The 26,465-nt window shown below is 41.1% G+C and carries 28 protein-coding genes, 1 pseudogene and 3 riboswitches; of the genes and pseudogenes, 27 read left to right on the top strand and 2 right to left on the bottom strand.

The features are described 5' to 3' along the window. Nucleotides 1–13 precede the first annotated feature (13 nt). The 3 genes from QM818_RS03335 to QM818_RS03325 all read left to right on the top strand — a co-directional run bounded on the left by QM818_RS03335 (nt 14) and on the right by QM818_RS03325 (nt 993). Nucleotides 14–283, top strand: a complete 270-nt coding sequence (locus tag QM818_RS03335; protein WP_020901947.1) for a YqgQ family protein — start codon at nt 14–16, stop codon at nt 281–283. Next, complete coding sequence (locus QM818_RS03330) at nt 283–663, top strand: rhodanese-like domain-containing protein (protein WP_000259256.1); 381 nt, start codon at nt 283–285, stop codon at nt 661–663. The genes QM818_RS03335 and QM818_RS03330 overlap by 1 nt, the downstream gene beginning before the upstream one ends. An 87-nt stretch (nt 664–750) precedes the next feature. Next, nucleotides 751–993 (top strand): DUF4190 domain-containing protein, encoded by a 243-nt coding sequence (locus tag QM818_RS03325; protein WP_143951872.1) that lies wholly within the window; start codon nt 751–753, stop codon nt 991–993. A 29-nt stretch (nt 994–1,022) separates the two neighbouring features. On the opposite strand, the gene QM818_RS03320 is transcribed toward QM818_RS03325, so the two are convergent. Then, entirely contained in the window at nt 1,023–1,748 is a 726-nt protein-coding gene (locus tag QM818_RS03320) for a 16S rRNA pseudouridine(516) synthase (RefSeq protein WP_414299910.1), read from the bottom strand. A 161-nt stretch (nt 1,749–1,909) separates the two neighbouring features. Here QM818_RS03320 and typA point away from each other — a divergent pair, with 161 nt between their 5' ends. The 18 genes from typA to thiE (QM818_RS03230) all read left to right on the top strand — a co-directional run bounded on the left by typA (nt 1,910) and on the right by thiE (QM818_RS03230) (nt 19,152). After that, nucleotides 1,910–3,751, top strand: coding sequence for a translational GTPase TypA (gene typA, locus QM818_RS03315; protein WP_000164111.1), 1,842 nt, complete (start codon nt 1,910–1,912; stop codon nt 3,749–3,751). A 19-nt stretch (nt 3,752–3,770) separates the two neighbouring features. Further along, nucleotides 3,771–4,025, top strand: coding sequence for a DUF3165 family protein (locus QM818_RS03310; protein WP_414299909.1), 255 nt, complete (start codon nt 3,771–3,773; stop codon nt 4,023–4,025). Nucleotides 4,026–4,139: 114 nt separating this feature from the next. Then, a complete protein-coding gene (gene murD / locus QM818_RS03305) occupies nt 4,140–5,492 on the top strand; it encodes a UDP-N-acetylmuramoyl-L-alanine--D-glutamate ligase (RefSeq protein ID WP_261080750.1) in 1,353 nt (450 codons plus the stop codon). A 1-nt stretch (nt 5,493) separates the two neighbouring features. Further along, on the top strand, nt 5,494–6,552 hold the full coding sequence (locus QM818_RS03300; protein ID WP_261080751.1) for a UDP-N-acetylglucosamine--N-acetylmuramyl-(pentapeptide) pyrophosphoryl-undecaprenol N-acetylglucosamine transferase: 1,059 nt from the start codon (nt 5,494–5,496) through the stop codon (nt 6,550–6,552). Nucleotides 6,553–6,561: 9 nt separating this feature from the next. After that, a complete protein-coding gene (locus tag QM818_RS03295; RefSeq protein ID WP_020903496.1) occupies nt 6,562–7,815 on the top strand; it encodes a cell division protein FtsQ/DivIB in 1,254 nt (417 codons plus the stop codon). A 232-nt stretch (nt 7,816–8,047) separates the two neighbouring features. Continuing rightward, nucleotides 8,048–8,749, top strand: a complete 702-nt coding sequence (gene pyrF / locus QM818_RS03290; protein WP_261080752.1) for an orotidine-5'-phosphate decarboxylase — start codon at nt 8,048–8,050, stop codon at nt 8,747–8,749. Nucleotides 8,750–8,782: 33 nt separating this feature from the next. Continuing rightward, entirely contained in the window at nt 8,783–9,415 is a 633-nt protein-coding gene (pyrE, locus tag QM818_RS03285; RefSeq protein ID WP_261080753.1) for an orotate phosphoribosyltransferase, read from the top strand. A gap of 232 nt (nt 9,416–9,647) precedes the next feature. Continuing rightward, nucleotides 9,648–10,784 carry an L-lactate oxidase gene (gene lctO, locus QM818_RS03280; RefSeq protein ID WP_000120714.1) on the top strand — a complete coding sequence of 379 codons (1,137 nt, stop codon included), beginning with the start codon at nt 9,648–9,650 and terminating at the stop codon, nt 10,782–10,784. A 148-nt stretch (nt 10,785–10,932) separates the two neighbouring features. Beyond that, nucleotides 10,933–11,021: riboswitch (TPP riboswitch) on the top strand. Between the two features lie 215 nt (nt 11,022–11,236). Beyond that, nucleotides 11,237–11,905 (top strand): TenA family protein, encoded by a 669-nt coding sequence (locus QM818_RS03275; protein ID WP_000449832.1) that lies wholly within the window; start codon nt 11,237–11,239, stop codon nt 11,903–11,905. Nucleotides 11,906–12,139: 234 nt separating this feature from the next. Further along, nucleotides 12,140–12,934: a hydroxyethylthiazole kinase gene (gene thiM / locus QM818_RS03270; protein ID WP_000202461.1), complete on the top strand. Its 795-nt coding sequence runs from the start codon at nt 12,140–12,142 to the stop codon at nt 12,932–12,934. After that, nucleotides 12,924–13,553: a thiamine phosphate synthase gene (gene thiE, locus QM818_RS03265; protein WP_000468570.1), complete on the top strand. Its 630-nt coding sequence runs from the start codon at nt 12,924–12,926 to the stop codon at nt 13,551–13,553. The genes thiM (QM818_RS03270) and thiE (QM818_RS03265) overlap by 11 nt, the downstream gene beginning before the upstream one ends. A gap of 95 nt (nt 13,554–13,648) precedes the next feature. Continuing rightward, nucleotides 13,649–13,737: riboswitch (TPP riboswitch) on the top strand. Between the two features lie 156 nt (nt 13,738–13,893). After that, entirely contained in the window at nt 13,894–14,454 is a 561-nt protein-coding gene (locus QM818_RS03260) for an ECF transporter S component (RefSeq protein WP_000915275.1), read from the top strand. Then, on the top strand, nt 14,455–15,840 hold the full coding sequence (locus QM818_RS03255; protein WP_084946968.1) for an ATP-binding cassette domain-containing protein: 1,386 nt from the start codon (nt 14,455–14,457) through the stop codon (nt 15,838–15,840). It abuts the gene before it with no gap. A 1-nt stretch (nt 15,841) separates the two neighbouring features. Further along, nucleotides 15,842–16,492 carry an energy-coupling factor transporter transmembrane component T gene (locus tag QM818_RS03250; protein ID WP_084946965.1) on the top strand — a complete coding sequence of 217 codons (651 nt, stop codon included), beginning with the start codon at nt 15,842–15,844 and terminating at the stop codon, nt 16,490–16,492. Nucleotides 16,493–16,502: 10 nt separating this feature from the next. Then, the gene (tenA, locus tag QM818_RS03245) at nt 16,503–17,192 is read left to right on the top strand and encodes a thiaminase II (RefSeq protein ID WP_414299908.1); all 690 of its coding nucleotides are present in this window, start codon (nt 16,503–16,505) and stop codon (nt 17,190–17,192) included. 7 nt (nt 17,193–17,199) lie between these two features. After that, entirely contained in the window at nt 17,200–17,724 is a 525-nt protein-coding gene (gene thiW / locus QM818_RS03240; RefSeq protein ID WP_414299907.1) for an energy coupling factor transporter S component ThiW, read from the top strand. Further along, nucleotides 17,724–18,527, top strand: coding sequence for a hydroxyethylthiazole kinase (thiM, locus tag QM818_RS03235; RefSeq protein WP_020903489.1), 804 nt, complete (start codon nt 17,724–17,726; stop codon nt 18,525–18,527). The genes thiW and thiM (QM818_RS03235) overlap by 1 nt, the downstream gene beginning before the upstream one ends. Further along, a complete protein-coding gene (gene thiE, locus QM818_RS03230) occupies nt 18,520–19,152 on the top strand; it encodes a thiamine phosphate synthase (RefSeq protein WP_020903488.1) in 633 nt (210 codons plus the stop codon). The genes thiM (QM818_RS03235) and thiE (QM818_RS03230) overlap by 8 nt, the downstream gene beginning before the upstream one ends. Before the next feature lie 159 nt (nt 19,153–19,311). Here the strand turns inward: thiE (QM818_RS03230) and thiD are convergent, their stop codons facing one another. Beyond that, nucleotides 19,312–20,103 carry a bifunctional hydroxymethylpyrimidine kinase/phosphomethylpyrimidine kinase gene (thiD, locus tag QM818_RS03225; protein WP_261080759.1) on the bottom strand — a complete coding sequence of 264 codons (792 nt, stop codon included), beginning with the start codon at nt 20,101–20,103 and terminating at the stop codon, nt 19,312–19,314. An 83-nt stretch (nt 20,104–20,186) separates the two neighbouring features. Next, nucleotides 20,187–20,284: riboswitch (TPP riboswitch) on the bottom strand. Between the two features lie 183 nt (nt 20,285–20,467). On the opposite strand from thiD, the gene QM818_RS03220 reads away from it, so the two are divergent. From QM818_RS03220 to QM818_RS03195, 6 genes and pseudogenes are all read left to right on the top strand, one after another. Further along, the gene (locus tag QM818_RS03220; protein WP_261080764.1) at nt 20,468–20,863 is read left to right on the top strand and encodes a CopY/TcrY family copper transport repressor; all 396 of its coding nucleotides are present in this window, start codon (nt 20,468–20,470) and stop codon (nt 20,861–20,863) included. 10 nt (nt 20,864–20,873) lie between these two features. Beyond that, on the top strand, nt 20,874–21,245 hold the full coding sequence (locus QM818_RS03215) for a cupredoxin domain-containing protein (RefSeq protein ID WP_000935055.1): 372 nt from the start codon (nt 20,874–20,876) through the stop codon (nt 21,243–21,245). Nucleotides 21,246–21,254: 9 nt separating this feature from the next. Next, nucleotides 21,255–23,498 (top strand): heavy metal translocating P-type ATPase, encoded by a 2,244-nt coding sequence (locus QM818_RS03210; RefSeq protein WP_000136345.1) that lies wholly within the window; start codon nt 21,255–21,257, stop codon nt 23,496–23,498. A 322-nt stretch (nt 23,499–23,820) separates the two neighbouring features. Next, nucleotides 23,821–25,596, top strand: a complete 1,776-nt coding sequence (gene spxB / locus QM818_RS03205; protein WP_033681403.1) for a pyruvate oxidase — start codon at nt 23,821–23,823, stop codon at nt 25,594–25,596. Nucleotides 25,597–25,850: 254 nt separating this feature from the next. Then, nucleotides 25,851–26,198, top strand: coding sequence for a VOC family protein (locus QM818_RS03200; RefSeq protein ID WP_001052641.1), 348 nt, complete (start codon nt 25,851–25,853; stop codon nt 26,196–26,198). A gap of 195 nt (nt 26,199–26,393) precedes the next feature. Continuing rightward, a pseudogene (locus QM818_RS03195) lies at nt 26,394–26,465 on the top strand (transposase); the annotation flags it as partial.

The following is a 26,465-nucleotide window of genomic DNA, read 5'->3' as shown; positions in this document are numbered from 1 at the left end:
TGATACTTCTTGTGTGATTCTCTTCTTGAAAAAAACACAAAATTTTGCTAGAATGAGTCTTATGAAAACATTCTATGATGTGCAGCAATTCCTCAAACGATTTGGTATTATTGTTTACATGGGAAAACGCTTATATGATATTGAACTGATGAAGTTGGAACTCTCTCGGATTTACGATGCAGGGTTGATGGACAAATTAGACTATCTAGAAGCAGAAGCGGTTCTTCGCAGAGAGCACAAGGTAGAATTGGATTATATTGAGAAAAATGGAGAAAAGAACTAATGGTTACTTGGATTTTGTGGGCACTTATACTAGCAATGTTGGCATGGATGGGCTTTAACTATCTTCGTATTCGCCGTGCGGCTAAAATCGTAGACAATGAGGAGTTTGAAGCCTTGATTCGTACAGGTCAATTGATTGATTTGCGTGATCCAGCAGAATTCCACAGAAAACATATCCTTGGGGCCCGCAATATTCCTTCAAGTCAGTTGAAGACTAGTCTTGCAGCCCTTCGTAAAGATAAACCTGTCCTTCTTTACGAAAACCAACGTGCGCAACGTGTGACAAATGCAGCCCTTTACTTGAAAAAACAAGGTTTTTCTGAGATTTATATCCTTTCTTATGGTTTGGATTCTTGGAAAGGGAAAGTGAAGACTAGCTAACCTTATTTCCAAATTAGTCGAATGATAGGATGAAGCTATTGTTTTATAGTATAATTAATTTGTATAAATTTAAGGAGTTCTTAGAACATGAAAGAAAAGAAGAAAAATCCACTTTTTGTTGGTATCTTGTCGATTATTCTTGCTTTGTTATTTCCGTTGGGAGGTATTGGTTTAGGTATTACCAGTTTATTGTATGCTAACTCACTTCAAAAAGAATCTGGACTAGACTATAAAACAGAAAAAATTATAGCTATTGTAGGGATTGTAGTTTCCGTAATTAATTGGGTTTTAGGATTGATTCTTTTTTATGAATTAAGTAGTGTAAAATAAAAAAGCTTTAATTTTAAAGCTTTTTTGTTTTATCGACTCATCTCTAAATAGTTTTTAATGATTTTCAATTCCTCTTGGTTCAAGGGACGGTATTGATCCTCTGCTAGTTCTGGGTCTAATGTAAACTCACCGAATTGAATTCGTTTTAGCGCAGTGACCTTAACGCCGACAGAGAGGAACATTTTCTTGACTTGATGAAATTTTCCTTCTGAAATGGTGATAGAGGCTTGACTGAAAGAATGACTTGCAGATAGAATCTTTAGCCTTGCAGGTTTACAGACGGTGCCATCTAAAAAGACAATTCCCTTTTGAAAGGCTTGGATATGGTCAGGTGTCAGGAGTCCATTGACCTCAACTTGATAAGTCTTATCGACATGATATTGGGGATGGAGGAGCTGAAAGCCCAAGGGACCGTTGTCAGTCAAGAGGAGGAGTCCCGTCGTATCTCGGTCCAGTCGGCCGACAGCATAGAGCTTGTCAGATTGGATGTCAGGTGACAGCAAGTCCATGACAGTTGGAAGTTCCTTGTCTTTGTTGGCTGTAACGACACCAGCAGGCTTATGAAGCATAAGATAGGTGTGCTCATAGCCTTGAATGATTCGGTCCTGAAAAAGGAGTTCCTGTAGTCCTGTATCGATATTCTGAGCTAGGGAGCGGGCTGGGCGACCATCGACTAGAATTTCCTCTTTGAGTAAGGCTTGTTTCATGGCTTTTCGGCTGATTTTTTCTTGAGCTAATAAATTATCTAAACGCATACTGTGCCTATCTTATCATAAGTTGTCTGCTTTGAAAAGGCTTGACGTGAAAAGAAAAGTAGAGTGAAAACATTTACACTTGCTTGAATTATGTTATTTACTTGAAATTATGGTATAATCGTTCAGTTAGAAAATAAATTTTGAATATTATAGAGGAAATCATGACAAAATTAAGAGAAGATATCCGTAACATTGCGATTATCGCCCACGTTGACCACGGTAAAACAACCCTCGTTGACGAATTATTGAAACAATCCGAAACGCTTGATGCACGTACTGAATTGGCTGAGCGTGCGATGGACTCAAATGATATCGAAAAAGAGCGTGGAATTACCATCCTTGCTAAAAATACAGCCGTTGCCTACAACGGAACTCGTATCAACATCATGGACACACCAGGACACGCGGACTTCGGTGGAGAAGTTGAGCGTATCATGAAAATGGTTGACGGTGTTGTTTTGGTCGTAGATGCCTACGAAGGAACAATGCCACAAACTCGTTTCGTATTGAAAAAAGCCTTGGAACAAGACCTTGTCCCAATCGTGGTTGTCAATAAAATCGATAAACCATCAGCTCGTCCAGCAGAAGTAGTGGACGAAGTCTTGGAACTTTTCATCGAGCTTGGTGCAGATGACGACCAGCTTGACTTCCCAGTGGTGTATGCTTCAGCAATCAACGGAACTTCTTCATTGTCAGATGACCCAGCTGACCAAGAAGCGACTATGGCACCAATCTTTGACACGATTATTGACCATATCCCAGCTCCAGTAGATAACTCAGATGAGCCTTTACAGTTCCAAGTATCACTTTTGGACTACAACGACTTTGTTGGACGTATCGGTATCGGTCGTGTCTTCCGTGGTACTGTTAAAGTTGGTGACCAAGTTACCCTTTCTAAACTTGACGGCACAACGAAGAACTTCCGTGTTACAAAACTCTTCGGTTTCTTTGGATTGGAACGTCGTGAAATCCAAGAAGCTAAAGCGGGTGACTTGATTGCCGTTTCTGGTATGGAAGATATCTTTGTCGGTGAAACCATCACTCCAACAGATGCAGTTGAAGCTCTTCCAATTCTACACATCGATGAGCCAACTCTTCAAATGACTTTCTTGGTCAACAACTCACCATTTGCTGGTAAAGAAGGTAAATGGGTGACTTCTCGTAAGGTGGAAGAACGTTTGCAGGCAGAATTGCAAACAGACGTTTCCCTTCGTGTTGACCCAACGGATTCACCAGATAAATGGACAGTTTCAGGACGTGGAGAATTGCACTTGTCAATCCTTATCGAAACAATGCGCCGTGAGGGATATGAACTTCAAGTATCTCGTCCAGAAGTTATCGTAAAAGAAATCGATGGTGTCAAATGTGAGCCATTTGAACGTGTACAAATCGACACTCCAGAAGAATACCAAGGGTCTGTTATCCAAAGCCTTTCTGAACGTAAGGGTGAAATGTTGGATATGATTTCAACTGGTAATGGTCAAACTCGTTTGGTCTTCCTTGTTCCAGCGCGTGGGTTGATCGGTTACTCAACTGAGTTCTTGTCAATGACTCGTGGTTACGGTATCATGAACCATACCTTCGACCAATACTTGCCATTGATTCCAGGTGAAATTGGTGGTCGTCACCGTGGTGCCCTTGTTTCTATCGATGCTGGTAAGGCTACAACTTACTCAATCATGTCTATCGAAGAACGTGGTACGATCTTTGTCAACCCAGGTACTGAAGTTTACGAAGGAATGATTATCGGTGAAAACTCTCGTGAAAATGACTTGACAGTTAACATCACTAAGGCAAAACAAATGACCAACGTCCGTTCAGCTACTAAGGACCAAACAGCTGTTATTAAGACGCCTCGTATCTTGACACTTGAAGAGTCTCTTGAATTCTTGAACGACGATGAGTACATGGAAGTAACGCCTGAGTCTATCCGTTTGCGTAAACAAATTCTTAATAAGGCAGAGCGTGAGAAAGCTAACAAGAAGAAAAAATCAGCTGAATAAGAGCTAGAAAGAGATAAAGATGGTTTATTTAATCATAGGACTCCTCTTATTACTACTCTATGTATTTGCGACACCAGAAAGCATTAAAGGGACAGTCAATATCGTCCTTGTCGTCTTTGCTTTCGTAGCACTTTTGATTTTGCTGATGTTGTCTGTTCTGCAAATCTTTCAGCTACCGACAGAATTCTTTATCGCAATCGCCATGTTCTTCCTAGCATACTTTAGCTTGCGAGATATTACCCTTATGTCGGTTAGTAAAAGAAAAAGAAGATAAAAAGAGAGTTTTGGCTCTCTTTTTGCTTGTTAGAATGCTGAATCTGAGCATTTTCGTTTAGAATTATTTCCATAAAAATGGTAAAATAGTAAGAGTAGAAATGGAGTTCGAGACATGAAAGTAATAGATCAATTTAAAAATAAGAAAGTCCTTGTTTTAGGTTTGGCCAAGTCTGGTGAATCTGCAGCTCGTTTGTTGGATAAGCTGGGTGCCATTGTGACAGTAAATGACGGGAAACCATTCGAGGACAATCCAGCTGCGCAAAGTTTGCTGGAAGAAGGGATCAAGGTCATCACAGGCGGTCATCCTTTGGAACTCTTGGATGAAGAGTTTGCCCTTATGGTGAAAAATCCAGGTATCCCATACAGTAATCCCATGATTGAAAAGGCTTTGTCCAAGGGAATTCCAGTCTTGACCGAGGTGGAATTGGCTTACTTGATTTCAGAAGCGCCAATTATCGGTATCACAGGTTCGAACGGTAAAACAACCACAACGACCATGATTGGGGAAGTTTTGACTGCTGCTGGTCAACATGGTCTTTTATCAGGAAATATCGGCTATCCAGCTAGTCAAGTGGCCCAAACTGCGTCAGATAAGGACACGCTTGTCATGGAACTTTCTTCCTTCCAACTCATGGGTGTGCAAGAATTCCATCCAGAGATTGCGGTTATTACCAACCTCATGCCAACTCATATCGATTATCATGGTTCTTTTGAGGAATATGTAGCAGCCAAGTGGAATATCCAGAACAAGATGACAGAGGCTGATTTCCTTGTCTTGAACTTTAACCAAGACTTGGCAAAAGAATTGGCTACTAAAACACAAGCTAAAGTTGTACCATTCTCAACACAGGAAAAAGTTGATGGAGCTTACTTGGAAGATGGTCAACTCTACTTCCGTGGGGAAGTAGTCATGGCAGCGAATGAAATCGGAGTTCCAGGTAGCCACAACGTGGAAAATGCTCTTGCGACGATTGCTGTAGCCAAGCTTCGTGGTGTGGATAACCAAACCATCAAAGAAACTCTTTCAGCCTTTGGAGGTGTCAAACACCGTCTCCAATTTGTGGATGAAATCAAGGGTGTCAAATTCTATAATGATAGCAAGTCAACCAATATCTTGGCTACTCAAAAAGCTTTGTCAGGATTTGACAACAGTAAGGTCATTTTGATTGCAGGTGGTTTGGACCGTGGCAATGAGTTTGACGAATTGGTACCAGACATTACTGGACTTAAGAAGATGGTCATCCTCGGTCAGTCTGCAGAACGTGTCAAACGGGCAGCAGATAAGGCTGGTGTGGCATATGTGGATGCGACTGGTATTGCAGATGCGACCCGCAAAGCCTATGAACTTGCGACTCCAGGAGATGTAGTCCTTCTCAGTCCTGCAAATGCCAGCTGGGATATGTATGCTAACTTTGAAGTACGTGGCGACCTCTTTATCGGCACAGTAGCGGAGTTAAAGGAATAATATGAAAAAAATTGTCTTTACAGGTGGGGGGACGGTTGGACACGTTACTCTCAACCTTTTGTTAATGCCCAAGTTTATCGAAGATGGCTGGGAAGTTCACTATATTGGGGACAAGCGTGGGATTGAACACCAAGAAATCCTCAAGTCGGGTCTTGATGTCACCTTCCATTCTATTGCGACTGGCAAATTGCGTCGTTATTTCTCTTGGCAAAATATGCTGGACGTCTTCAAAGTTGGCTGGGGAATTGTCCAGTCACTCTTTATCATGTTACGACTTCGTCCACAGGCTCTTTTTTCAAAGGGAGGCTTTGTCTCAGTACCGCCTGTTATCGCTGCGCGTGTGTCAGGAGTGCCTGTCTTTATTCACGAATCTGACCTATCTATGGGCTTGGCCAATAAAATCGCCTATAAATTTGCGACGAAGATGTATTCAACCTTTGAGCAAGCTTCAAGTTTGTCTAAGGTTGAGCATGTGGGAGCAGTGACCAAGGTTTCAGATCAAAAAACTATGGAACCAGATGAATTGGTGGATATTCAAACCCACTTTAATCCAAAATTGCCAACTGTATTGTTTGTCGGTGGTTCTGCAGGTGCTCGTGTCTTTAACCAATTGGTGACAGACCATAAGAAAGAACTGACAGAGCGCTACAATATTATCAATCTAACTGGAGATTCTAGCCTGAACGAGTTGAGCCAAAATCTTTTTCGTGTCGACTATGTGACCAATCTCTATCAACCCTTGATGGAATTGGCTGATATTGTTGTGACACGTGGTGGTGCCAATACGATTTTTGAGCTCTTGGCCATGGCAAAATTACATGTTATTGTGCCACTTGGGCGTGAAGCTAGTCGTGGTGACCAGATTGAAAATGCAGCCTACTTTGTAAAAAAAGGCTATGCAGAAGAGCTTCAAGAAAACGATTTGACCTTGGATAGTTTGGAAGAGAAGCTTTCTCACTTACTAAGTCACAAGGAAGACTATCAAGCTAAGATGAAGGCTTCTAAGGAATTGAAATCTCTAGCAGATTTTTATCAACTATTGAAAAAAGATTTATCATAAGGAAAGTAAATGTCAAAAGATAAGAAAAATGAGGGCAAAGAAATCCTCGAAGAATTTAAAGAGTTATCAGAATGGCAGAAACGAAACCAAGAATATCTAAAAAAGAAGGCTGAAGAAGAGGCGGCCCTAGCTGAGGAGAAGGAAAAGGAAAGACAAGCTCGAATGGCTTCAAAATCTGAAAAGTCAGATGCAACCGAGGACCAAGAGAGTGAATCTGATCCAAAAGACCCAGAATCAGCTAAGGAAGAGTCTGAAGAAAAAGTAGAAGAGTCAGAAGACGTCAAAAAAGAAGTACCCAAAGAAGAACCAAAATCCAAAGAGCCAAAGAAACAGAATAAACAGGATAAAAAAATAGAAAAAAAGCCTGTGAAGGAAAAACCGGTCAAACCGAAAATTCCAGGAGTTCATATCTGGCGGGCTATCTCGATTTTGTTTCTCAGTCTGATTTTATTGGTTGTCTCTGCTTATTTGCTTAGTCCTTATGCGACCATGAAGGATATTCGTGTTGAGGGAACAGTGCAAACTACAGCTGATGATATTCGACAGGCTTCAGGCATTCAGGATTCGGATTATACGATTAACCTTCTGCTAGATAAGGCAAAATATGAAGAGCAGATCAAGTCCAACTATTGGGTTGAATCAGCCCAGCTTGTCTATCAATTTCCAACCAAGTTTACTATCAAGGTCAAGGAATATGATATTGTAGCCTACTATGTTTCTGGAGAAAGTCATTATCCAATCCTTTCAAGCGGTCAGCTAGAGACCAGTTCTGTGAGCTTGGTCAGTCTGCCAGAAACTTATATATCAGTTCTCTTTAATGACAGCGAACAAATCAAGACCTTTACCTCAGAACTTGCTCAAATCAGCCCAGAACTCAAATCTGCTATCCAGAAGGTGGAACTAGCCCCAAGCAAGGTGACTTCAGATTTAATTCGATTGACTATGAATGATTCGGACGAGGTCTTGGTTCCTCTATCTGAAATGAGTAAGAAACTGCCTTACTATAGTAAGATTAAGCCACAATTATCAGAACCGAGTGTGATTGACATGGAAGCTGGAATTTACAGTTACACTGTGGCGGACAAATTAATTATGGAGGCTGAGGAAAAAGCAAAACAAGAGGCTAAGGAAGCTGAGAAGAAACAAAAAGAGGAAGAGAAGAAAAGACTGGAAGAACAGCAAAATAAACTAGAAGAGGAAAGGAAAAAGCTGGAGGAAGAGGGCAATCAAAACCAAACGACCCGACGTTCATCGCGTCGCTAGGTTTACCTTTTCTTCTATAGCTCTTTAGTTGCCATGTTTTTACTTGACAAGTGCTAGTAGAAATAATAGAATAGTAAAAAACCTTTAAAGCAGTCCAGAGAGGCAGCTAAGGTTAGACGGTGAAAGGGTGGAGACTACCCATTTTTCGTGGAACCTTGCTGTTGGCAGGTTCCTTTTTTCGTGCCTTCTTGTGGCCAGACTCTCTCACTAGCAAAGGTAAAAGGAGAAACCTATGCGAGAACATCGTCCAGTTATTGCTCTTGATTTTCCTAGTTTTGAGGCGGTCAAGGAATTCTTAGCTCTTTTTCCAGCAGAAGAAAACCTTTATCTAAAGGTAGGGATGGAGCTTTATTACGCAACGGGGCCTGAGATTGTGTCTTACTTGAAAGGCCTGGGGCACAGTGTCTTTTTGGATCTCAAGCTGCATGACATTCCTAATACAGTCAAGTCAGCCATGAAGGTCCTGTCTCAGCTTGGTGTAGATATGACAAATGTTCATGCGGCTGGGGGTGTAGAGATGATGAAGGCTGCGCGTGAAGGCCTTGGAAACCAAGCTAAATTGATCGCTGTTACTCAGCTGACCTCAACCTCAGAAACTCAGATGCAGGAGTTTCAAAATATCCAAACAAGCCTGCAAGAGTCTGTGATCCACTATGCCAAGAAGACGGCTGAAGCGGGATTAGATGGTGTTGTTTGCTCGGCTCAGGAAGTGCAACTCATCAAGCAGGCCACCAATCCAGATTTTATCTGTCTGACACCGGGCATTCGTCCAGCAGGTGCTGCAGTTGGAGACCAAAAACGCGTGATGACACCTGCTGATGCCTATCAAATCGGTAGTGACTATATCGTAGTGGGACGTCCCATTACCCAAGCTGAAGATCCTGTTGCAGCTTATCATGCCATCAAGAATGAATGGACACAGGACTGGAATTAAAGAACTAGATTAGAAAAATAAAAGGAGAATACCATGACACTTGCTAAAGATATCGCTAGCCACCTCTTGAAAATCCAAGCCGTTTACCTCAAACCAGAGGAGCCTTTCACTTGGGCATCTGGTATCAAGTCACCCATTTATACAGATAACCGTGTGACACTAGCCTATCCAGAAACTCGTACCCTCATTGAAAATGGTTTTGTAGATGCTATCAAAGAAGCCTTTCCTGAGGTTGAAGTGATTGCAGGAACTGCAACAGCTGGGATTCCACACGGAGCTATTATTTCTGATAAGATGAACTTGCCATTTGCCTATATCCGTAGCAAACCAAAAGACCACGGAGCTGGTAACCAAATCGAAGGCCGCGTAGCTCAAGGTCAAAAAATGGTAGTGGTTGAAGACCTCATTTCAACTGGTGGTTCTGTTCTTGAAGCCGTAGCCGCAGCTAAGCGAGAAGGAGCAGATGTGCTTGGAGTTGTAGCGATTTTCAGTTACCAATTGCCAAAAGCAGATAAGAACTTCTTAGATGCAGGTGTCAAACTTGTGACGCTTTCTAACTACAGTGAACTCATCCATCTAGCCCAAGAAGAAGGTTACATCACACCAGAAGGGCTCGATCTTCTAAAACGATTTAAAGAAGACCAAGAAAATTGGCAAAATGCTTAAAACATAGAAAAACAGGTAGTCACTAGGATTACCCGATTTCTTTTTTATACTAGAAAATGAAAAGATTATTTGAATTTCCATAACTTAAGAAAGTTTATCATTTTTAATTATCTCTGTAAAATGATTGTAAGTATGAAATTTCCAAACAAAATATTTGAAAAGTTTTGAAAAAAGAGTTATGATATTTTTGTAATATACAAAGTAAACGCTTACTTATTAAGGAGGGCATTTTATGTCATACAAAACAAGCAATGCAGAAGGTCATGTAGATTTCATCAATACCTATGATTTGGAGCCAATGGCGCAACAAGTTATTCCTAAAGCAGCCTTTGGCTATATCGCTAGTGGGGCAGAAGATACTTTCACTTTGCGTGAGAATATTCGTGCCTTTAACCACAAACTCATCGTTCCTCATACACTTTGTGATGTTGAAAATCCAAGTACAGAGATTGAATTTGCAGGTGAAAAATTGTCTTCACCAATCATTATGGCGCCTGTTGCAGCTCATAAATTGGCAAATGAACAGGGTGAAGTGGCGACTGCGCGTGGTGTGCATGAGTTTGGTTCTCTTTACACAACTAGCTCTTACTCTACTGTAGATCTTCCAGAAATTACGGAAGCCCTTCAAGGGACACCTCATTGGTTCCAATTTTACTTTAGTAAAGATGATGGAATCAACCGCCACATCATGGACCGTGTGAAGGCTGAAGGTTATAAAGCGATTGTCTTGACGGCAGATGCGACTGTAGGGGGCAATCGTGAGGTGGACAAACGTAATGGTTTTGTCTTCCCAGTTGGCATGCCGATTGTTGAAGAATACCTGCCAGAAGGTGCTGGTAAATCAATGGACTTTGTTTACAAATCAGCTAAACAACGCTTGTCTCCACGTGATGTAGAATTTATCGCTGAATACTCAGGACTTCCTGTTTATGTCAAGGGACCACAATGCCGTGAGGACGTTGAACGTTCGCTTGCTGCAGGTGCTTCTGGTATCTGGGTGACCAACCATGGTGGCCGTCAAATCGACGGTGGACCAGCTGCCTTCGATTCACTTCAAGAAGTAGCTGAAGCAGTTGATAAACGTGTGCCAATTGTCTTTGACTCTGGTATTCGTCGTGGCCAACACGTCTTTAAAGCCTTGGCTTCAGGAGCAGACTTGGTAGCTATTGGCCGCCCGGTTATCTATGGCTTGGCTCTCGGCGGTAGTGTTGGTGTGCGTCAAGTCTTTGAACACTTGAATGCAGAATTGAAGACAGTTATGCAGTTATCTGGAACTCAGACTATTGAAGATGTCAAACACTTCAAACTCCGTCACAACCCATACAATCCAACCTTCCCAGTTGACCCTCGTGACTTAAAATTGTATTGATAAAATAGCTTGCCTCCACTTTATGTGGAGGTTTTTCTTCGTCTATAGGAAGAATAAATCACCATTGAAATCTATATAAATATATTTTTCAGTCAAATATCTTGCTAGGGCTTTCATTTTTTGCTATACTGGTCCAGTAATTAAATAATAAAGACATTTGGGGTGCTTTAGGCTGAGATGATACCCATTGAACCTGATACAGTTAAGACTGGCGAAGGGAAATGTGAAACGTTTTTTCGTATGGCGAAATGAACAATCTAATCTTGTAAGCTAAACTCTAATTCTTGATTGTAATTGGAGTTTTTTTGTTTATATAAGCTGAATGAAGGTGATACAAAGCATTTAGGTAGCTCTTCTTGAACGCCCTTGATTTTCTTTAAAAAGGTCAAGTAAAACTAGGATTTTCTTGATGTTTTGTTGATTACGAACGAGTAAAGAGAGGAAAAGTAAATATGGAAACACAAGACTATGCATTTCAGCCAGGTTTGACTGTTGGAGAATTATTAAAAAGTAGTCAGAAGGATTGGCAGGCTGCAATCAATCATCGTTTTGTTAAGGAACTTTTTGCGGGGACAATTGAGAATAAGGTCTTAAAAGAATACCTAATTCAAGATTATCACTTCTTTGATGCCTTCTTATCCATGCTGGGTGCCTGCGTAGCCCACGCAGACCAGCTTGAATCCAAGCTTCGTTTTGCCAAGCAACTAGGCTTTCTTGAAGCAGATGAAGACGGTTATTTCCAGAAGGCTTTCAAAGAGTTAAAAGTATCTGAGAATGATTATCTGGAAGTGACCTTGCATCCTGTAACAAAAGCCTTTCAGGATCTAATGTATTCGGCAGTGGATTCATCAAACTATGCACATCTTTTGGTCATGCTGGTCATTGCAGAAGGTCTCTATTTAGACTGGGGTTCTAAAGATTTGGCTCTACCTGAAGCCTACATTCATTCGGAATGGATCAATCTCCACAGAGGTCCTTTCTTTGCAGAGTGGGTTCAATTTCTGGTTGATGAACTTAATCGTGTTGGGAAAGGTCTAGAAGATTTGACAGAACTTCAGCAACGCTGGAATCAAGCAGTCGTTTTAGAATTAGCCTTTTTTGATATTGGTTACGATGCCTAGAGAAAGTTTAGGATATTTACAAATTTGATGAGGTAATTCTCTTCGAAAATCAAATTCAAACCACGTCAGCTTCACCTTGCCGTACTCAAGTACAGCCTACGGCTAGCTTCCTAGTTTGCTCTTTGATTTTCATTGAGCATAAATCATTCAATGTAAATAAAAAAATTTCTTAACGAAAGATAGAGATAAATCGAAATCAGTAGATCGTATAAAGTGAAAAGGAAAGATTTCAATATGACAAGTTTAAAATTATTAAAAGAAAAAGCACCTTTGGTCATTTGTATCACCAATGATGTAGTAAAAAATTTCACAGCAAATGGATTAGTAGCACTGGGTGCATCACCAGCCATGAGTGAGTTTCCAGCAGATTTAGAGGATTTGTTAAAGTATGCTGGTGGTTTATTAATAAACATAGGAACATTAACAGATGAAAATTGGAAATTATACCAAGCTGCTCTGAAAATTGCAGAGAAATATAATGTCCCAGCAGTTTTAGATCCTGTAGCCTGTGGAGCAGGAGAATATAGAAAAAAAGTAGCAGATGATCTAATTAACAATTACAAACTAGCAGCGATTAGAGGAAATGCTGGCGAGATTGCCTCTTTAGTAGGAATAAATGTGGAATCTAAAGGAGTAGATAGTGCGGGTGTAGATAATATTGACGAAATTGCTCTAGCAGCAAATGAGAAGTTTAATATTCCAATTGTAGTAACAGGTGAAGTGGATGCTATTGCGGTAAATGGAGAAGTGGTAACGATTCATAATGGTAGTGCCATGATGCCAAAAGTTATTGGGACAGGATGCTTATTAGGTGCTGTAGTAGCAAGCTTTATCGGACTAGAAAAAGGTCAAGAATTGAAATCATTAGAAACAGCAATGTTGGTTTACAATATCGCTGGAGAAATGGCAGAAAAACGTCCAAATGGGCATCTTCCTGGAACATTTAAAGTTGAATTTATAAATGCCTTATACGAGATTACAGACGAAGATGTAAAGAAATTCAAAAGAGTGAAGAAAAATGTTTCATAAAGAATTACTAAAACTATATTTTATTTGTGGAACGACTACTTGCCAAGGAAAAGATCTATATACGGTCGTTGAGGAAGCCTTAAAAGGTGGTATAACCTTATTTCAATTCCGTGAAAAAGGTGAGGGAGCCCTGAAAGGTATAGAAAAAGTCGAACTAGCAATAAAACTACAGGCTCTTTGTAAAAAATATAATGTTCCATTTATAGTTAATGATGATATTGATTTGGCATTGGAAATAGATGCTGATGGCGTACATGTAGGACAAGATGACCTTGGAGTTGATGAAATTAGAAAATTGATGCCAGATAAAATAATTGGTCTTTCTATAAAAAACGAGGAAGAATTTCAACAATCAAAAGTTGAATATGTAGATTATGTTGGTGTTGGTCCTGTATTTGATACCCAGTCAAAGGATGATGCTGGTGGTGCTATAGGTTATGAAGGTCTTAAATTGATGAGAAAACTATTGCCACAAATGCCCTTAGTTGCAATTGGTGGGATACAGACGCAACATATTAAAGACATTATGAAGACCAATGTTGACGGTGTTTCAATCATTTCAGCAATATCGTATGCAAAAAATATAGAAAAAACTGTTCGAGAAATGAGTGAAAAATAGGTATCGATCTAACCAAAGAAAGATCTGCTGTATTTCCAGTTCAATTTCTTGAACTGGAAAAAATCGTTTGTTATAATATTTATATAATTAAATAATAAAGACATTTGGGGTGCTTTAGGCTGAGATGATACCCATTGAACCTGATACAGTTAAGACTGGCGAAGGGAAATGTGAAATGGTTTTGTATTTATAGAAACTAACCATCTAATCTTGTAAGCTGAACTCTAATTCCTATCTGTAATTAGAGTTTTTTCTTTTACGAAACTGGATGAAGATGATACAAAGCATTTAGGTAGCTCACATTGAATACCCCACTTTTCTTTAAAAAAGGAGTTTTTTTATGTTGAAAAAATGGCAGTTAAAAGATGTTATCTTACTTGCTTTCTTGTCTATCTTTTTTGGTGGTGTTTTTGTGGGTTCAGGCTATCTGTTTGATATCCTCACCCTGATTTTAGCACCTCTTGGTTTACAGGCCTTTGCCAATGAAATCCTCTTTGGTCTCTGGTGTATGGCTGCGCCCATTGCGGCCATCTTTGTTCCAAGAGTGGGAAGTGCAACGATTGGAGAAGTGCTAGCTGCGCTTGCTGAAGTCCTTTATGGTAGCCAATTCGGTCTAGGTGCCCTTTTGTCTGGCTTGGTTCAAGGTTTGGGAAGTGAACTTGGTTTTATCGTAACCAAGAATCGCTATGAAAGTTGGCTCTCTCTAACTGCCAATAGTATTGGAATTACGCTTGTTAGCTTTGTCTATGAATACATTAAGTTAGGTTACTATGCCTTCTCCCTTCCTTTTGTGCTTTCCTTGCTTGTGGTGCGCTTTATTTCCGTCTTTTTCTTCTGTACTATCTTGGTTCGTGCCATTGTCAAACTCTATCATCAGTTTGCAGCTGGAGGAAAGGCATAGATGGGGCTGGAACTACGAGCGATTCAGTCCCCAATTTTTTCGGAACCGATTGATTTTACTTTTCATGAGCAAGCCTTTACCTTGTTAGTTGGAAGCAGTGGTTCAGGAAAATCTAGTCTCTTTCAAATGATTGCCCAAGTCAGTTCTCTTCCCTATAGCGGTCAAGTACTGATAGATGGGAGAGAAGTCAGTCAGCTTTCTATCATCGAACGTGTCCAAACGGTTGGTATTCTCTTTCAAAATCCTAATCATCAATTTACCATGGAGAGCTTGTTTGAGGAGTTGATTTTTACCTTGGAAAATATTGGGCATCCCGTTCAGGAAATTGATTCTAAAATAGCAGAGGTTGTCCAGCAATGTCGCTGCAAGGCAATATTGCACCATCCCATTCATCACTTATCAGGTGGGGAAAAGCAAAAGGCTGCTTTGGCTGTTCTCTTTGCTATGAATCCTAGGGTCTATCTCTTGGATGAGCCCTTCGCCTCCATTGACCGCAAGAGTAGGATAGAGATATTGGAGATTCTAAAAGAGTTGGCTTCTAATGGGAAGACAGTTATTTTGTGCGACCATGATTTAACGGACTATGAAGCCTATATCAACCATATGGTGGAGCTAAGAGACGGGCAACTAAGGGAAATAAATCAAATTCCTTCCTCTGAGATGACACAGGTTTCTTCAAAGGGAGTTGCTTCTAGCCCAGAACTATTCCATATGGACCGAATGACTTGTGAGTTGGATAAGCGCTCCCTCTTTTCAATTGCGGATTTTACATTTTACCAAGGAATTTCCTGTATTTTGGGTGACAATGGTGTCGGGAAATCAACCCTCTTTCGGTCTATTCTTAAATTTCAAAAGTATAAGGGGCGTATTACTTGGAAGGGGACAGTCCTGAAAAAGAAAAAGAGCCTGTATCGTGACTTGACGGGTGTTGTTCAGGAGGCTGAGAAGCAGTTTATCCGAGTCAGTCTGCGAGAGGAACTTCAATTAGATGGACCTGATTCTGAAAGAAATCAGCGAATTTTCCAAGCTTTACGATATTTTGATTTGGAGCAGGCACTCGATAAGAGCCCCTATCAATTAAGTGGTGGCCAGCAAAAGATTCTTCAGCTCTTGACCATCTTGACTAGCAAGGCTTCTGTGATCTTGCTAGACGAACCTTTTGCAGGTTTGGATGATAGAGCTTGCCATTATTTTTGTCAGTGGATTCTGGAGGAGAGAAATCAAGGAAGAAGTTTTCTGATCATTAGCCATCGTTTAGATCCCTTGATCTCTGTGGTTGATTATTGGATTGAGATGACTAGTCAGGGGCTCGGTCATCTCCAAGACATGACCATCAGCAAACCTCTCCCACCTCTGAACAATGATACTCTAGGGGAGGTGAGGTAGTATGATCAAAGTAGCAACCCAGACACCGATACTCAGTCTCTTCTTGCTGATTTTATCCTTGGAAACATCTTTCATTCCTTCGATTGCTCTTAATCTTTCAGTAGTCGCATTTTGCATTCTCTTCATGCTCTACCACCGTCGATTTAAATTGTTGGCTTGGATGCTCGTACTCGCCATCTTACCATCCTTTGCCAACTACTGGGCAGTTCAGTTACATGGAGATGCTTCGCAGGCAGTCATGCTTGGAACGAGGGCCTTTGTGACCGTTTGTATCGGCCTTGTCTTTGTTTCTAGTATTTCCTTAAAAGAGCTTCTCTTGTACTTGGCTCAAAAGGGGTTATCACGGTCTTGGGCCTATGCCTTAATTGTGGTATTCAATTCCTTTCCCCTCATTCAGCAAGAAATCAAGTCCCTCAAGGAAGCGTGCTTACTGCGTGGTCAAAAACTGCATGTTTGGTCTCCCTTGATTTACAGTAAGGTTCTGATGACGGTCTTTAGATGGCGTCATCTCTACTTGAGAGCTCTGTCTGCTCATGGATATGACGAACATGCGCAGTTGGAGAATCGCTATCGGACTTTTTATATTTCTAAAAAAACAAAATTGATCTACCTACTTTTCTTTTTATTGCTTCAAACCAGTTTATTTCTATAAAGGAGTTATTATGGAATTTACAGATATTGCGATGGAATTATCCAAGGAAGCTTGGCAGGCTTCCTTTCAGCATCCCTTTGTTCTACAGTTACAAGAGGGAACGTTGGAACCTTCCATCTTTCGCTATTACCTGATTCAGGATGCCTACTATCTGAAGTCTTTTTCAGAAGCCTATCACCTCTTGGCTGATAAGACTTCAAACCAAGAGATGAAAAGACTCTTGAAACAAAATGCACAGAGTCTAGTGGAGGGTGAGTTGTTTATCCGAAAACAATTTTTTAAGGAATTGGGAATCAGCGACCAGGAAATGGACGAGCAACCGATTGCTCCAACCTGTTATCATTACATTTCTCATATTTATCGTCAGTTTGCAGAGCCAAACTTGGGCATTGCTTTTGTGAGCTTGCTTCCATGTCCTTGGTTATACCATGATTTGGGCAAGGCACTTAATCGCAACCCATCCCCGAATCCTCTTTATCAACAGTGGATTGAAACCTATATCACCGATGAGTTAGAACAGCAGATTAAAGAGGAAGAAGCCCTGGTCAATCAACTCTATCGAGAAAGCGACGAGACGGACAAACAAAAAATGCTAGAGGCCTTCCACATCAGTGTTCATATGGAAGCTAAGTTTTGGGAAATGGCTTACCAACACCAGACATGGAAGAGCGATCTGCAGTCTTTAGAAGCAGGAGAATAAAAGAAACATGAGAAAGCACCAATTACAAGTTCATAAATTAACCATTTTATCCATGATGATTGCCCTTGATGTAGTCCTTACGCCTATCTTTCGGATTGAGGGAATGGCACCGATGTCCAGTGTAGTCAATATTCTAGCTGGAATCATGATGGGACCTGTTTATGCCTTGGCTATGGCTACAGTGACAGCTTTTATCCGTATGACGACTCAAGGGATTCCGCCTTTAGCTCTCACAGGAGCGACTTTTGGAGCCCTTCTAGCAGGTCTCTTTTATAAGTACGGTCGAAAATTTCACTATTCTGCTCTAGGAGAGATTTTGGGAACAGGTATCATTGGTTCTATTGTTTCCTATCCTGTTATGGTTCTCTTTACAGGATCGGCTGCTAAGCTTAGCTGGTTTATCTATACTCCTCGATTTTTCGGAGCAACCTTAATCGGTACAGCGATTTCCTTTATTGCCTTTCGATTTTTAATCAAGCAGGAATTCTTTAAAAAAGTGCAGGGATATTTCTTTCGTGAAAGGATAGACTGATGCAGGCATTTACAAATCCTTTTCCTCTGGCAACGACTTCCCTAATTCACTGTATTACCAATGAGATTTCTTGTGAGATGCTAGCAAATGGGATTTTGGCTTTGGGATGTAAACCAGTTATGGCAGATGATTCCCGTGAGGTTCTTGATTTTACTAAGCAAAGCCAGGCACTCTTCATCAATTTGGGGCATTTGTCAGCTGAGAAGGAAAAAGCAATCCGTATGGCAGCTACTTATGCAAACCAAGCTTCTCTCCCAATGGTAGTAGATGCGGTTGGTGTATCAGCGTCACCCATTCGTAAGAGCTTAGTTAAAGACCTTTTAGACTATAGACCTACGGTACTTAAAGGAAATATGTCGGAAATCCGAAGTCTTGTTGGCTTAAAACACCACGGCGTTGGGGTCGATGCGAGTGCTAAAGATCAAGAAACTGAGGGTTTACTTCAAGTCTTGAAAGACTGGTGTCAGACCTATTCAGGTATGTCATTCTTAGTCACAGGCCCCAAGGACCTTATCGTTTCGAAGAATCAGGTCGCTGTACTGGGAAATGGCTGTGCAGAATTAGACTGGATAACAGGGACAGGAGATTTGGTTGGAGCCTTGACAGCCGTTTTTCTCAGCCAAGGAAAGACTGCCTTTGAAGCTTCTTGCTTAGCAGTCTCTTATCTCAATATCTCTGCTGAGAGAATCGTTGTTCAAGGAATGGGATTGGAAGAATTTCGTTACCAAGTACTCAATCATCTCTCGCTTCTAAAAAGAGATGAAAATTGGCTTGATGCCATCAAAGGAGAGGTTTATGAATAGAGAAGCACTTAGACTATATCTGGTAACCAATCGCTACCAAGATTCCTTGCAAAGTTTTCTTGAAAAGATTGAGACGGCTTGCCGCTCAGGGGTTACCATAGTCCAATTACGAGAAAAAAATCTCACAACAAATCAATATTATCAACTGGCAAAACAAGTCAAGGAAATAACAGATGCCTATCAGGTACCCTTGATAATCGATGATCGTTTGGATGTTTGTCTTGCGGTTGATGCTGCTGGTCTGCATATCGGAGACGATGAACTACCAGTTTCGGTTACCCGACAAGTCTTAGGCCCTGACAAAATCCTCGGTGTTACAGCTAAAACCGTAAAAAGAGCCCTCGAGGCAGAAGAAGGGGGAGCAGATTACTTGGGAACAGGAGCTATTTTCCCAACTACGACTAAAGAAAATGCACCCATCACCCTGATTTCAACCTTGAAGACAATTTGCCAAAGGGTCGACATTCCAGTAGTTGCTATCGGAGGTTTAACTTCGGAGAACATTGACCAACTTATGGGCACTGGCATAGCTGGTGTAGCTGTAGTGCGTGATTTGATGCAGGCAGAAGATATAGAGACAAAAACGCAAGCCTTTTTGACAAAGTTGGATGACATTATTTTCTAATTAATACTCAATGAAAATCAAAGAGCAAACTAGGAAGCTAGTCGCAGGTTGCTCAAAGCACAGCTTTGAGGTTGCAGATAAAGCTGACGTCGTTTGAAGAGATTTTCGAAGAGTATAAAAACTCTCTAATTCCCTTAAAGTAGGAACTAGAGAGTTTTTTTAATCTTTAAAGCTTGTATGGTTAACTGGGCCAGAACCATGACCGAGTTGAGGGGCGTCTTGGATGGCTTTCGTGATAAAGGCCTTGGCTTTATCGACTGCTTGATAGAGGGTTTTCCCCTTGGCTAGTTCAGCAGTAATCACTGCAGCAAAGGTACATCCAGTACCATGTGTATGACAGGTTTGAATTCGTGGACTTTCCCAGACAAATTGGTCATCCTTGGTAAAGAGGAAATCTTTGGCACCGCCTTCGAGATGCCCACCTTTAATAACAACAGACTGAGGACCAAATTCTTTTAAAATCAGGCGACCGGCACGCTGCATGTCTTCAGGATCATGGATTGAAAAACCAACAATCTCTTCTGCCTCAGGAAGATTGGGTGTAATAATAGTTGCAAGGGGAAGTAGATTTGTTTTTAGGTAGTCTCTGGCACTGGTATCAATCAGGGTGTCTCCGCTTGTTGCGACCATAACAGGGTCAAGGACGTAGGGACAATCCAGCTTTTTAAGATAGGGCTGGATGATCTCCATGATCTCAGTAGTTGCCAACATCCCTGTTTTTACAGCCTGAGGTGGAATATCAGAAAAGACACTCTCCAATTGGGCTTTCAACATTTGAGGAGAAACGTGCTCGATTAATTGAACGCCTCTGGTATTTTGAGCGACAAGACTGGTCACAACGGCCATTCCATAGACATCTCTAGCTTGGAACGACTTTAAATCAGCCATAATGCCAGCACCACCACTAGGGTCAGTCCCTGCAATGGTCAAAGCAACGGGTAAATAAGTCATCTAAAACCTCCCAACCAACTGAAGTTTGTATTCTTAAGAACAAGCTAGTCCGTTTCAGGAAGGCAATAGAAGACTGCTAGTCCCCATTATCATTTCCACTTCCATCAGCTAGCATTACCTAGATTGAGTCAAAGGGTCTAACAGTTGTTAATCTCAGCTTTACGCACCCCTAGTGGTTGTTTTCTTTTTTCTTTAGTATAGCATATTTTTATAGTTTATATAGTGAAAATTGACTGCAAATAGTTTTTCAAATGATTAAAATTCTATTTTTCGAAAAAAAGATTAATTTCATAGTTGACAAATGTAGATTTTAAGAGTATACTAATAACTGTAATTGACAAATGTAGATTTTGGAGGTGTGATGATGCAGATTTCAGATGCAGAATGGCAGGTCATGAAGATTATTTGGATGCAAGGAGAGCAGACTAGTACGGATTTAATCAGGGTTCTAGCGGAGCGGTTCGACTGGTCCAAGTCGACCATTCAAACTCTTTTGGCTCGTCTGGTTGAGAAAGAGTGCCTGACGAGGAAAAAAGAAGGTAAGTCCTTTGTTTATTCAGCCCTTTTAACTTTGGAACAAAGTCGGGATTTACTTGTCCAAGATATCAAGGACAAGGTTTGTTCTCGTAGGATTAAGAACTTGTTGGCTGATTTGATTGCTGAATGTGATTTTACTCAGGCTGACTTGGAAGACTTGGAAGCTGTGATTTCTGAGAAGAAATCAAACGCTGTGACAGAAGTAAGATGTAATTGTATGTAAAGGAGACGTCATGTTAAATAGTATTGTAACCATTATTTGTATTGCCCTTATCGCGTTTATCTTGTTTTGGTTTTTCAAAAAGCCTGAAAAATCTGGACAAAAGGCCCAGCAAAAAAAGGGCTACCAAGAGATTCGAGTGGAGGTCATGGGGGGCTATACGCCTGAGTTGATTATCCTCAAGAAATCAGTGCCAGCCCGCATTGTCTTTGATCGCAAGGATCCTTCACCTTGTTTGGATCAGATTGTTTTTCCAGATTTTGGTGTACATGCGGACCTGCCTATGGGGGAAGAGTATGTAGTGGAAATCACGCCTGAGCAGGCTGGAGAGTATGGTTTCTCTTGTGGCATGAATATGATGCACGGTAAGATGATTGTAGAATAGGAGAATGATATGACTGAAATTGTAAAAGCAAGTCTTGAAAATGGTGTTCAAAAAATCCGTATCACGGCAGACAAAGGCTACCATCCAGCCCACATTCAACTGCAAAAAGGAGTTCCTGCTGAGATCACCTTTCACCGTTTGACACCTTCAAACTGTTATAAGGAAATTCTGTTTGAAGAAGAAGGCCTCTTGGAACCAATCGGCGTGGATGAAGAGAAGACAATTCGTTTTACCCCTCAAGAATTAGGTCAACATGAATTTTCTTGTGGTATGAAGATGCAAAAGGGAAGTTATACAGTTGTTGAGAAGACTCGAAAATCTCTATCACTTTTACAGCGTTTTTGGATTACTAGTATCTTTACTGTGCCTCTTGTGATCCTCATGATTGGGATGTCGACAGGAGGAATTAGTCACCAAGTCATGCGTTGGGGAACCTTTTTAGCCACAACACCGATTATGCTAGTAGCAGGTGGTCCTTATATCCAAAGTGCTTGGGCTAGTTTTAAAAAGCACAATGCCAACATGGATACCTTGGTTGCTCTGGGAACCCTAGTGGCCTATTTCTATAGCTTAGTTGCCCTCTTCGCTGGTCTCCCCGTTTACTTTGAAAGTGCTGCCTTTATCTTCTTCTTCGTTCTTATGGGGGCCGTTTTTGAGGAGAAAATGCGGAAAAATACTTCCCAAGCTGTGGAGAAATTACTTGACTTGCAGGCTAAAACTGCAGAAGTCTTGCGTGAGGATAACTATGTTCAAGTCCCTTTGGAGCAAGTCAAGGTAGGTGACCTGATTCGAGTGCGTCCCGGTGAAAAGATTGCGGTTGATGGTGTCGTAGTAGAAGGTATCTCTAGTATTGATGAGTCTATGGTGACAGGTGAGAGTCTGCCTGTGGACAAGACAGTTGGAGATACCGTCATTGGTTCAACCATCAATAATAGTGGAACACTTGTTTTTAGAGCAGAAAAAGTTGGTTCAGAGACTGTTTTGGCTCAGATTGTGGATTTTGTGAAGAAAGCTCAGACAAGTCGTGCGCCGATTCAGGACTTGACGGATAAAATTTCAGGGATTTTTGTTCCAGCAGTTGTCATTTTAGGGATTGTGACCTTTTGGGTTTGGTTCGTCTTGCTCAGGGATAGTGTAGTTGTGCTTGGAGCGAGCTTTGTGTCTTCGCTTCTCTATGGAGTAGCAGTTCTGATTATTGCCTGCCCTTGTGCATTGGGACTTGCAACACCGACAGCCCTTATGGTGGGGACAGGTCGCAGTGCCAAGATGGGAGTTCTCCTCAAAAATGGAACGGTTCTACAGGAAATCCAGAAAGTCCAAACTATTGTTTTTGATAAGACAGGAACTTTGACGGAAGGGAAACCTGTGGTCACAGATATCATCGGCGACGAAGTAGAAGTGCTTGGATTGGCAGCTTCCTTGGAAGAAGCTTCTCAACACCCATTGGCTGAGGCTATTGTTAAGCGAGCGACTGAAACTGGACTTGAGCTTCACACTGTGGAAAATTTCCAAGCCTTGCACGGAAAAGGTGTTTCAGGGCAAATCAATGGAAAACAAGTTTTGCTTGGAAATGCTAAAATGCTGGATGGCATGGATATTTCTAGCACTTATCAGGAAAAACTAGAACAACTGGAAAAAGAAGCTAAGACAGTTGTGTTCTTGGCTGTTGAGAATGAAATCAAAGGCTTGCTTGCTCTGCAAGATATTCCTAAGGAAAATGCTAAGCTTGCCATCAGTCAGTTGAAAAAACGAGGTCTTAAAACAGTCATGCTGACAGGAGACAATGCTGGTGTGGCGCGTGCCATTGCCGATCAGATCGGAATCGAAGAGGTCATTGCAGGTGTCTTGCCAGAGGAAAAAGCTCATGAAATCCATAAACTACAAGCGTCTGGCAAAGTAGCCTTTGTTGGGGATGGTATCAATGACGCTCCTGCCCTTAGTGTAGCAGATGTGGGGATTGCTATGGGAGCTGGAACAGATATTGCCATCGAGTCAGCAGATTTAGTGTTGACAACCAATAACCTCCTAGGAGTGGTTCGTGCTTTTGACATGAGTAAGAAAACCTTTAATCGAATTCTGCTCAATCTTTTCTGGGCCTTTATCTACAATGTCGCCGGAATTCCGATTGCAGCAGGAGTCTTTTCAGGTGTTGGACTGGCTCTCAACCCAGAACTGGCAGGTCTAGCCATGGCCTTTAGTTCTGTATCCGTTCTGACCAGTTCACTCTTACTAAACTTTAGTAAAATAGACTAAAAGCGGGCTTGCTCGCTTTTTATACTCTTCAAAAATCTCTTCCAACCACGTCAGCTTTGTCTGCAACCTCAAAGCTGTGCTTTGAGCAACCTGTGGCGAGCTTCCTAGTTTGCTCTGTGATTTTCATTGAGTATTATAAAACAGAAGCTAAAAACGTTTTCAAACTGTACTGTAATAGAGAATAAAAACTTCTGAGCAGATTCTTAGTAAAGTCAAAATAAATGTGATAAATTAGTATTGTAAAAATTTACTGAAACGTTTTCAAAAACTATATGAAACCTTTTTTAGTAGATTTAAAAATATTTGAAGGAGAGTTATCATTATGACTCAAGGGAAAATTACTGCATCTGCAGCAATGCTTAATGTATTGAAAACATGGGGCGTAGACACAATCTATGGTATCCCATCAGGAACACTCAGCTCATTGATGGACGCTTTGGCTGAAGACAAAGATATCCGTTTCTTGCAAGTTCGTCACGAAGAAACAGGTGCTCTTGCAGCGGTTATGCAAGCTAAATTCGGCGGCTCAATCGGGGTTGCAGTTGGTTCAGGTGGTCCAGGTGCGACTCACTTGATTAACGGTGTTTACGATGCAGCTATGGATAACACTCCATTCCTAGCAATCCTTGGATCACGTCCAGTTAACGAACTCAACATGGATGCTTTCCAAGAATTGAACCAAAACCCAATGTACAACGGTATCGCTGTATACAACAAACGTGTAGCTTACGCTGAGCAATTGCCAAAAGTAATTGACGAAGCTTGCCGTGCTGCAGTTTCTAAAAAAGGTCCAGCTGTTGTTGAAATCCCAGTAAACTTCGGTTTCCAAGAAATCGACGAAAACTCATACTATGGATCAGGTTCATACGAGCGTTCATTCATCGCTCCTGCTTTGAACGAAGTTGAAATCGACAAAGCTGTTGAAATCTTGAACAATGCTGAACGTCCAGTTATCTATGCTGGTTACGGTGGTGTGAAAGCTGGTGAAGTGATTACTGAATTGTCACGTAAAATCAAAGCACCAATCATCACAACTGGTAAAAACTTTGAAGCTTTCGAATGGAACTATGAAGGTTTGACAGGTTCTGCTTACCGTGTTGGTTGGAAACCAGCCAACGAAGTGGTCTTTGAAGCAGACACAGTTCTTTTCCTTGGTTCAAACTTCCCATTTGCTGAAGTTTACGAAGCATTCAAGAACACTGAAAAATTCATCCAAGTCGATATCGACCCTTACAAACTTGGTAAACGTCACGCCCTTGACGCTTCAATCCTTGGTGACGCAGGTCAAGCAGCTAAAGCTATCCTTGACAAAGTGAACCCAGTTGAATCTACTCCATGGTGGCGTGCAAACGTTAAGAACAACCAAAACTGGCGTGATTACATGAACAAAATCGAAGGTAAAACTGAGGGTGAATTGCAATTGTATCAAGTTTACAATGCAATCAACAAACATGCTGATCAAGACGCTATCTACTCAATCGACGTAGGTGACACTACTCAAACATCTACTCGTCACCTTCACATGACACCTAAGAACATGTGGCGTACATCTCCACTCTTTGCGACAATGGGTATTGCCCTTCCTGGTGGTATCGCTGCTAAGAAAGACAATCCAGATCGCCAAGTATGGAACATCATGGGTGACGGTGCATTCAACATGTGCTACCCAGACGTTATCACAAACGTTCAATACGACCTTCCAGTTATCAACGTTGTCTTCTCAAATGGTAAATATGCCTTCATCAAGGACAAATACGAAGACACAAACAAACACTTGTTTGGTTGTGACTTCCCTAATGCTGACTATGCGAAAATCGCTGAAGCGCAAGGTGCTGTAGGATTTACAGTTGACCGTATCGAAGACATCGATGCAGTTGTTGCAGAAGCTGTTAAACTCAACAAAGAAGGTAAAACTGTTGTGATCGATGCTCGCATCACTCCACACCGTCCACTTCCAGTAGAAGTACTTGAATTGGATCCAAAACTTCACTCAGAAGAAGCAATCAAAGCCTTCAAGGAAAAATACGAAGCAGAAGAACTCGTACCATTCCGTCTCTTCTTGGAAGAAGAAGGATTGCAATCACGCGCAATTAAATAATTTCTCTCGTCGAAAACTAAAGATAAATTTATAGACTTCTTTATTAGGTTACTGCCGACGATTCCATCATTGAAACCATAAATTTCAATGATGGAATCTAGTGTGGAGCCTAGAAAAAGTCCCAAAGGATTTTTCGTAGTTTGATGAGCAAAGATTTGCCATCAAACTTGGTTCCACCTTATTTATTCTTTGATTTTCATAGAGAGAAACTTAAAAAGATCGGAGCAATCCGGTCTTTTTATGGAGGATAGTAAATGAATTTAAATCAATTAGATATTATCGTTTCCGATGTTCCACAAGTCTGTGCTGACTTGGAGCGTATTTTGGATAAAAAGTCCGATTATGTTGATGACAGTTTTGCTCAGTTTACGATTGGCAGTCACTGTCTGATGTTGTCCCAAAATCATTTGATTCCTTTGGAAGATTTTCAGTCAGGAATCATTCTTCATATTGAGATTGAGGATCTAAATCAGAATTACCAACGTTTAAAAGAGATCGGTGTCGAGATTTTACACGGTCTTTGTGAAACGGATTGGGGAACAGAGTCCTTATTAGTTAAAGGGCCTGCTGGTCTAGTGATTGATTTTTATCGTATGAAGTAGGTAATTCTATTATCAAATTTTTTATCTAAACATTCTTGGAGTGAAACTTAAAAAGATCGGAGCAATTCGATCTTTTTTGTATTTATGCGACTTTCAGTCCGTCTCGCTCCGTTAGGTGCGAGACAAAAAACCACCCGTTTTGAACTGCACCCCAAAAGTTAGACAGAAAAAATCTAACTTTTGGGGTGTTTTATTATGAAATTAACTTATGAAGATAAAGTTCAAATATATGAATTGAGAAAGCAAGGTCAAAGCTTCAATCAACTT

Source organism: Streptococcus mitis, assembly GCF_047464035.1.
Lineage (GTDB): Bacteria > Bacillota > Bacilli > Lactobacillales > Streptococcaceae > Streptococcus > Streptococcus mitis_DX.
This window is presented reverse-complemented; position numbering and strand designations above follow the sequence as displayed.

What these genes read in the sequence shown, in the direction of transcription:
- QM818_RS03330 (WP_000259256.1), top strand. Translation starts at nt 283, where the DNA reads ATGGTTACTTGGATTTTGTGGGCACTTATACTAGCAATGTTGGCATGG.
- QM818_RS03325 (WP_143951872.1), top strand. Translation starts at nt 751, where the DNA reads ATGAAAGAAAAGAAGAAAAATCCACTTTTTGTTGGTATCTTGTCGATT.
- QM818_RS03320 (WP_414299910.1), bottom strand. Translation starts at nt 1,748, where the DNA reads ATGCGTTTAGATAATTTATTAGCTCAAGAAAAAATCAGCCGAAAAGCC.
- typA (WP_000164111.1), top strand. Translation starts at nt 1,910, where the DNA reads ATGACAAAATTAAGAGAAGATATCCGTAACATTGCGATTATCGCCCAC.
- QM818_RS03310 (WP_414299909.1), top strand. Translation starts at nt 3,771, where the DNA reads ATGGTTTATTTAATCATAGGACTCCTCTTATTACTACTCTATGTATTT.
- murD (WP_261080750.1), top strand. Translation starts at nt 4,140, where the DNA reads ATGAAAGTAATAGATCAATTTAAAAATAAGAAAGTCCTTGTTTTAGGT.
- QM818_RS03300 (WP_261080751.1), top strand. Translation starts at nt 5,494, where the DNA reads ATGAAAAAAATTGTCTTTACAGGTGGGGGGACGGTTGGACACGTTACT.
- QM818_RS03295 (WP_020903496.1), top strand. Translation starts at nt 6,562, where the DNA reads ATGTCAAAAGATAAGAAAAATGAGGGCAAAGAAATCCTCGAAGAATTT.
- pyrF (WP_261080752.1), top strand. Translation starts at nt 8,048, where the DNA reads ATGCGAGAACATCGTCCAGTTATTGCTCTTGATTTTCCTAGTTTTGAG.
- pyrE (WP_261080753.1), top strand. Translation starts at nt 8,783, where the DNA reads ATGACACTTGCTAAAGATATCGCTAGCCACCTCTTGAAAATCCAAGCC.
- lctO (WP_000120714.1), top strand. Translation starts at nt 9,648, where the DNA reads ATGTCATACAAAACAAGCAATGCAGAAGGTCATGTAGATTTCATCAAT.
- QM818_RS03275 (WP_000449832.1), top strand. Translation starts at nt 11,237, where the DNA reads ATGGAAACACAAGACTATGCATTTCAGCCAGGTTTGACTGTTGGAGAA.
- thiM (WP_000202461.1), top strand. Translation starts at nt 12,140, where the DNA reads ATGACAAGTTTAAAATTATTAAAAGAAAAAGCACCTTTGGTCATTTGT.
- thiE (WP_000468570.1), top strand. Translation starts at nt 12,924, where the DNA reads ATGTTTCATAAAGAATTACTAAAACTATATTTTATTTGTGGAACGACT.
- QM818_RS03260 (WP_000915275.1), top strand. Translation starts at nt 13,894, where the DNA reads ATGTTGAAAAAATGGCAGTTAAAAGATGTTATCTTACTTGCTTTCTTG.
- QM818_RS03255 (WP_084946968.1), top strand. Translation starts at nt 14,455, where the DNA reads ATGGGGCTGGAACTACGAGCGATTCAGTCCCCAATTTTTTCGGAACCG.
- QM818_RS03250 (WP_084946965.1), top strand. Translation starts at nt 15,842, where the DNA reads ATGATCAAAGTAGCAACCCAGACACCGATACTCAGTCTCTTCTTGCTG.
- tenA (WP_414299908.1), top strand. Translation starts at nt 16,503, where the DNA reads ATGGAATTTACAGATATTGCGATGGAATTATCCAAGGAAGCTTGGCAG.
- thiW (WP_414299907.1), top strand. Translation starts at nt 17,200, where the DNA reads ATGAGAAAGCACCAATTACAAGTTCATAAATTAACCATTTTATCCATG.
- thiM (WP_020903489.1), top strand. Translation starts at nt 17,724, where the DNA reads ATGCAGGCATTTACAAATCCTTTTCCTCTGGCAACGACTTCCCTAATT.
- thiE (WP_020903488.1), top strand. Translation starts at nt 18,520, where the DNA reads ATGAATAGAGAAGCACTTAGACTATATCTGGTAACCAATCGCTACCAA.
- thiD (WP_261080759.1), bottom strand. Translation starts at nt 20,103, where the DNA reads ATGACTTATTTACCCGTTGCTTTGACCATTGCAGGGACTGACCCTAGT.
- QM818_RS03220 (WP_261080764.1), top strand. Translation starts at nt 20,468, where the DNA reads ATGCAGATTTCAGATGCAGAATGGCAGGTCATGAAGATTATTTGGATG.
- QM818_RS03215 (WP_000935055.1), top strand. Translation starts at nt 20,874, where the DNA reads ATGTTAAATAGTATTGTAACCATTATTTGTATTGCCCTTATCGCGTTT.
- QM818_RS03210 (WP_000136345.1), top strand. Translation starts at nt 21,255, where the DNA reads ATGACTGAAATTGTAAAAGCAAGTCTTGAAAATGGTGTTCAAAAAATC.
- spxB (WP_033681403.1), top strand. Translation starts at nt 23,821, where the DNA reads ATGACTCAAGGGAAAATTACTGCATCTGCAGCAATGCTTAATGTATTG.
- QM818_RS03200 (WP_001052641.1), top strand. Translation starts at nt 25,851, where the DNA reads ATGAATTTAAATCAATTAGATATTATCGTTTCCGATGTTCCACAAGTC.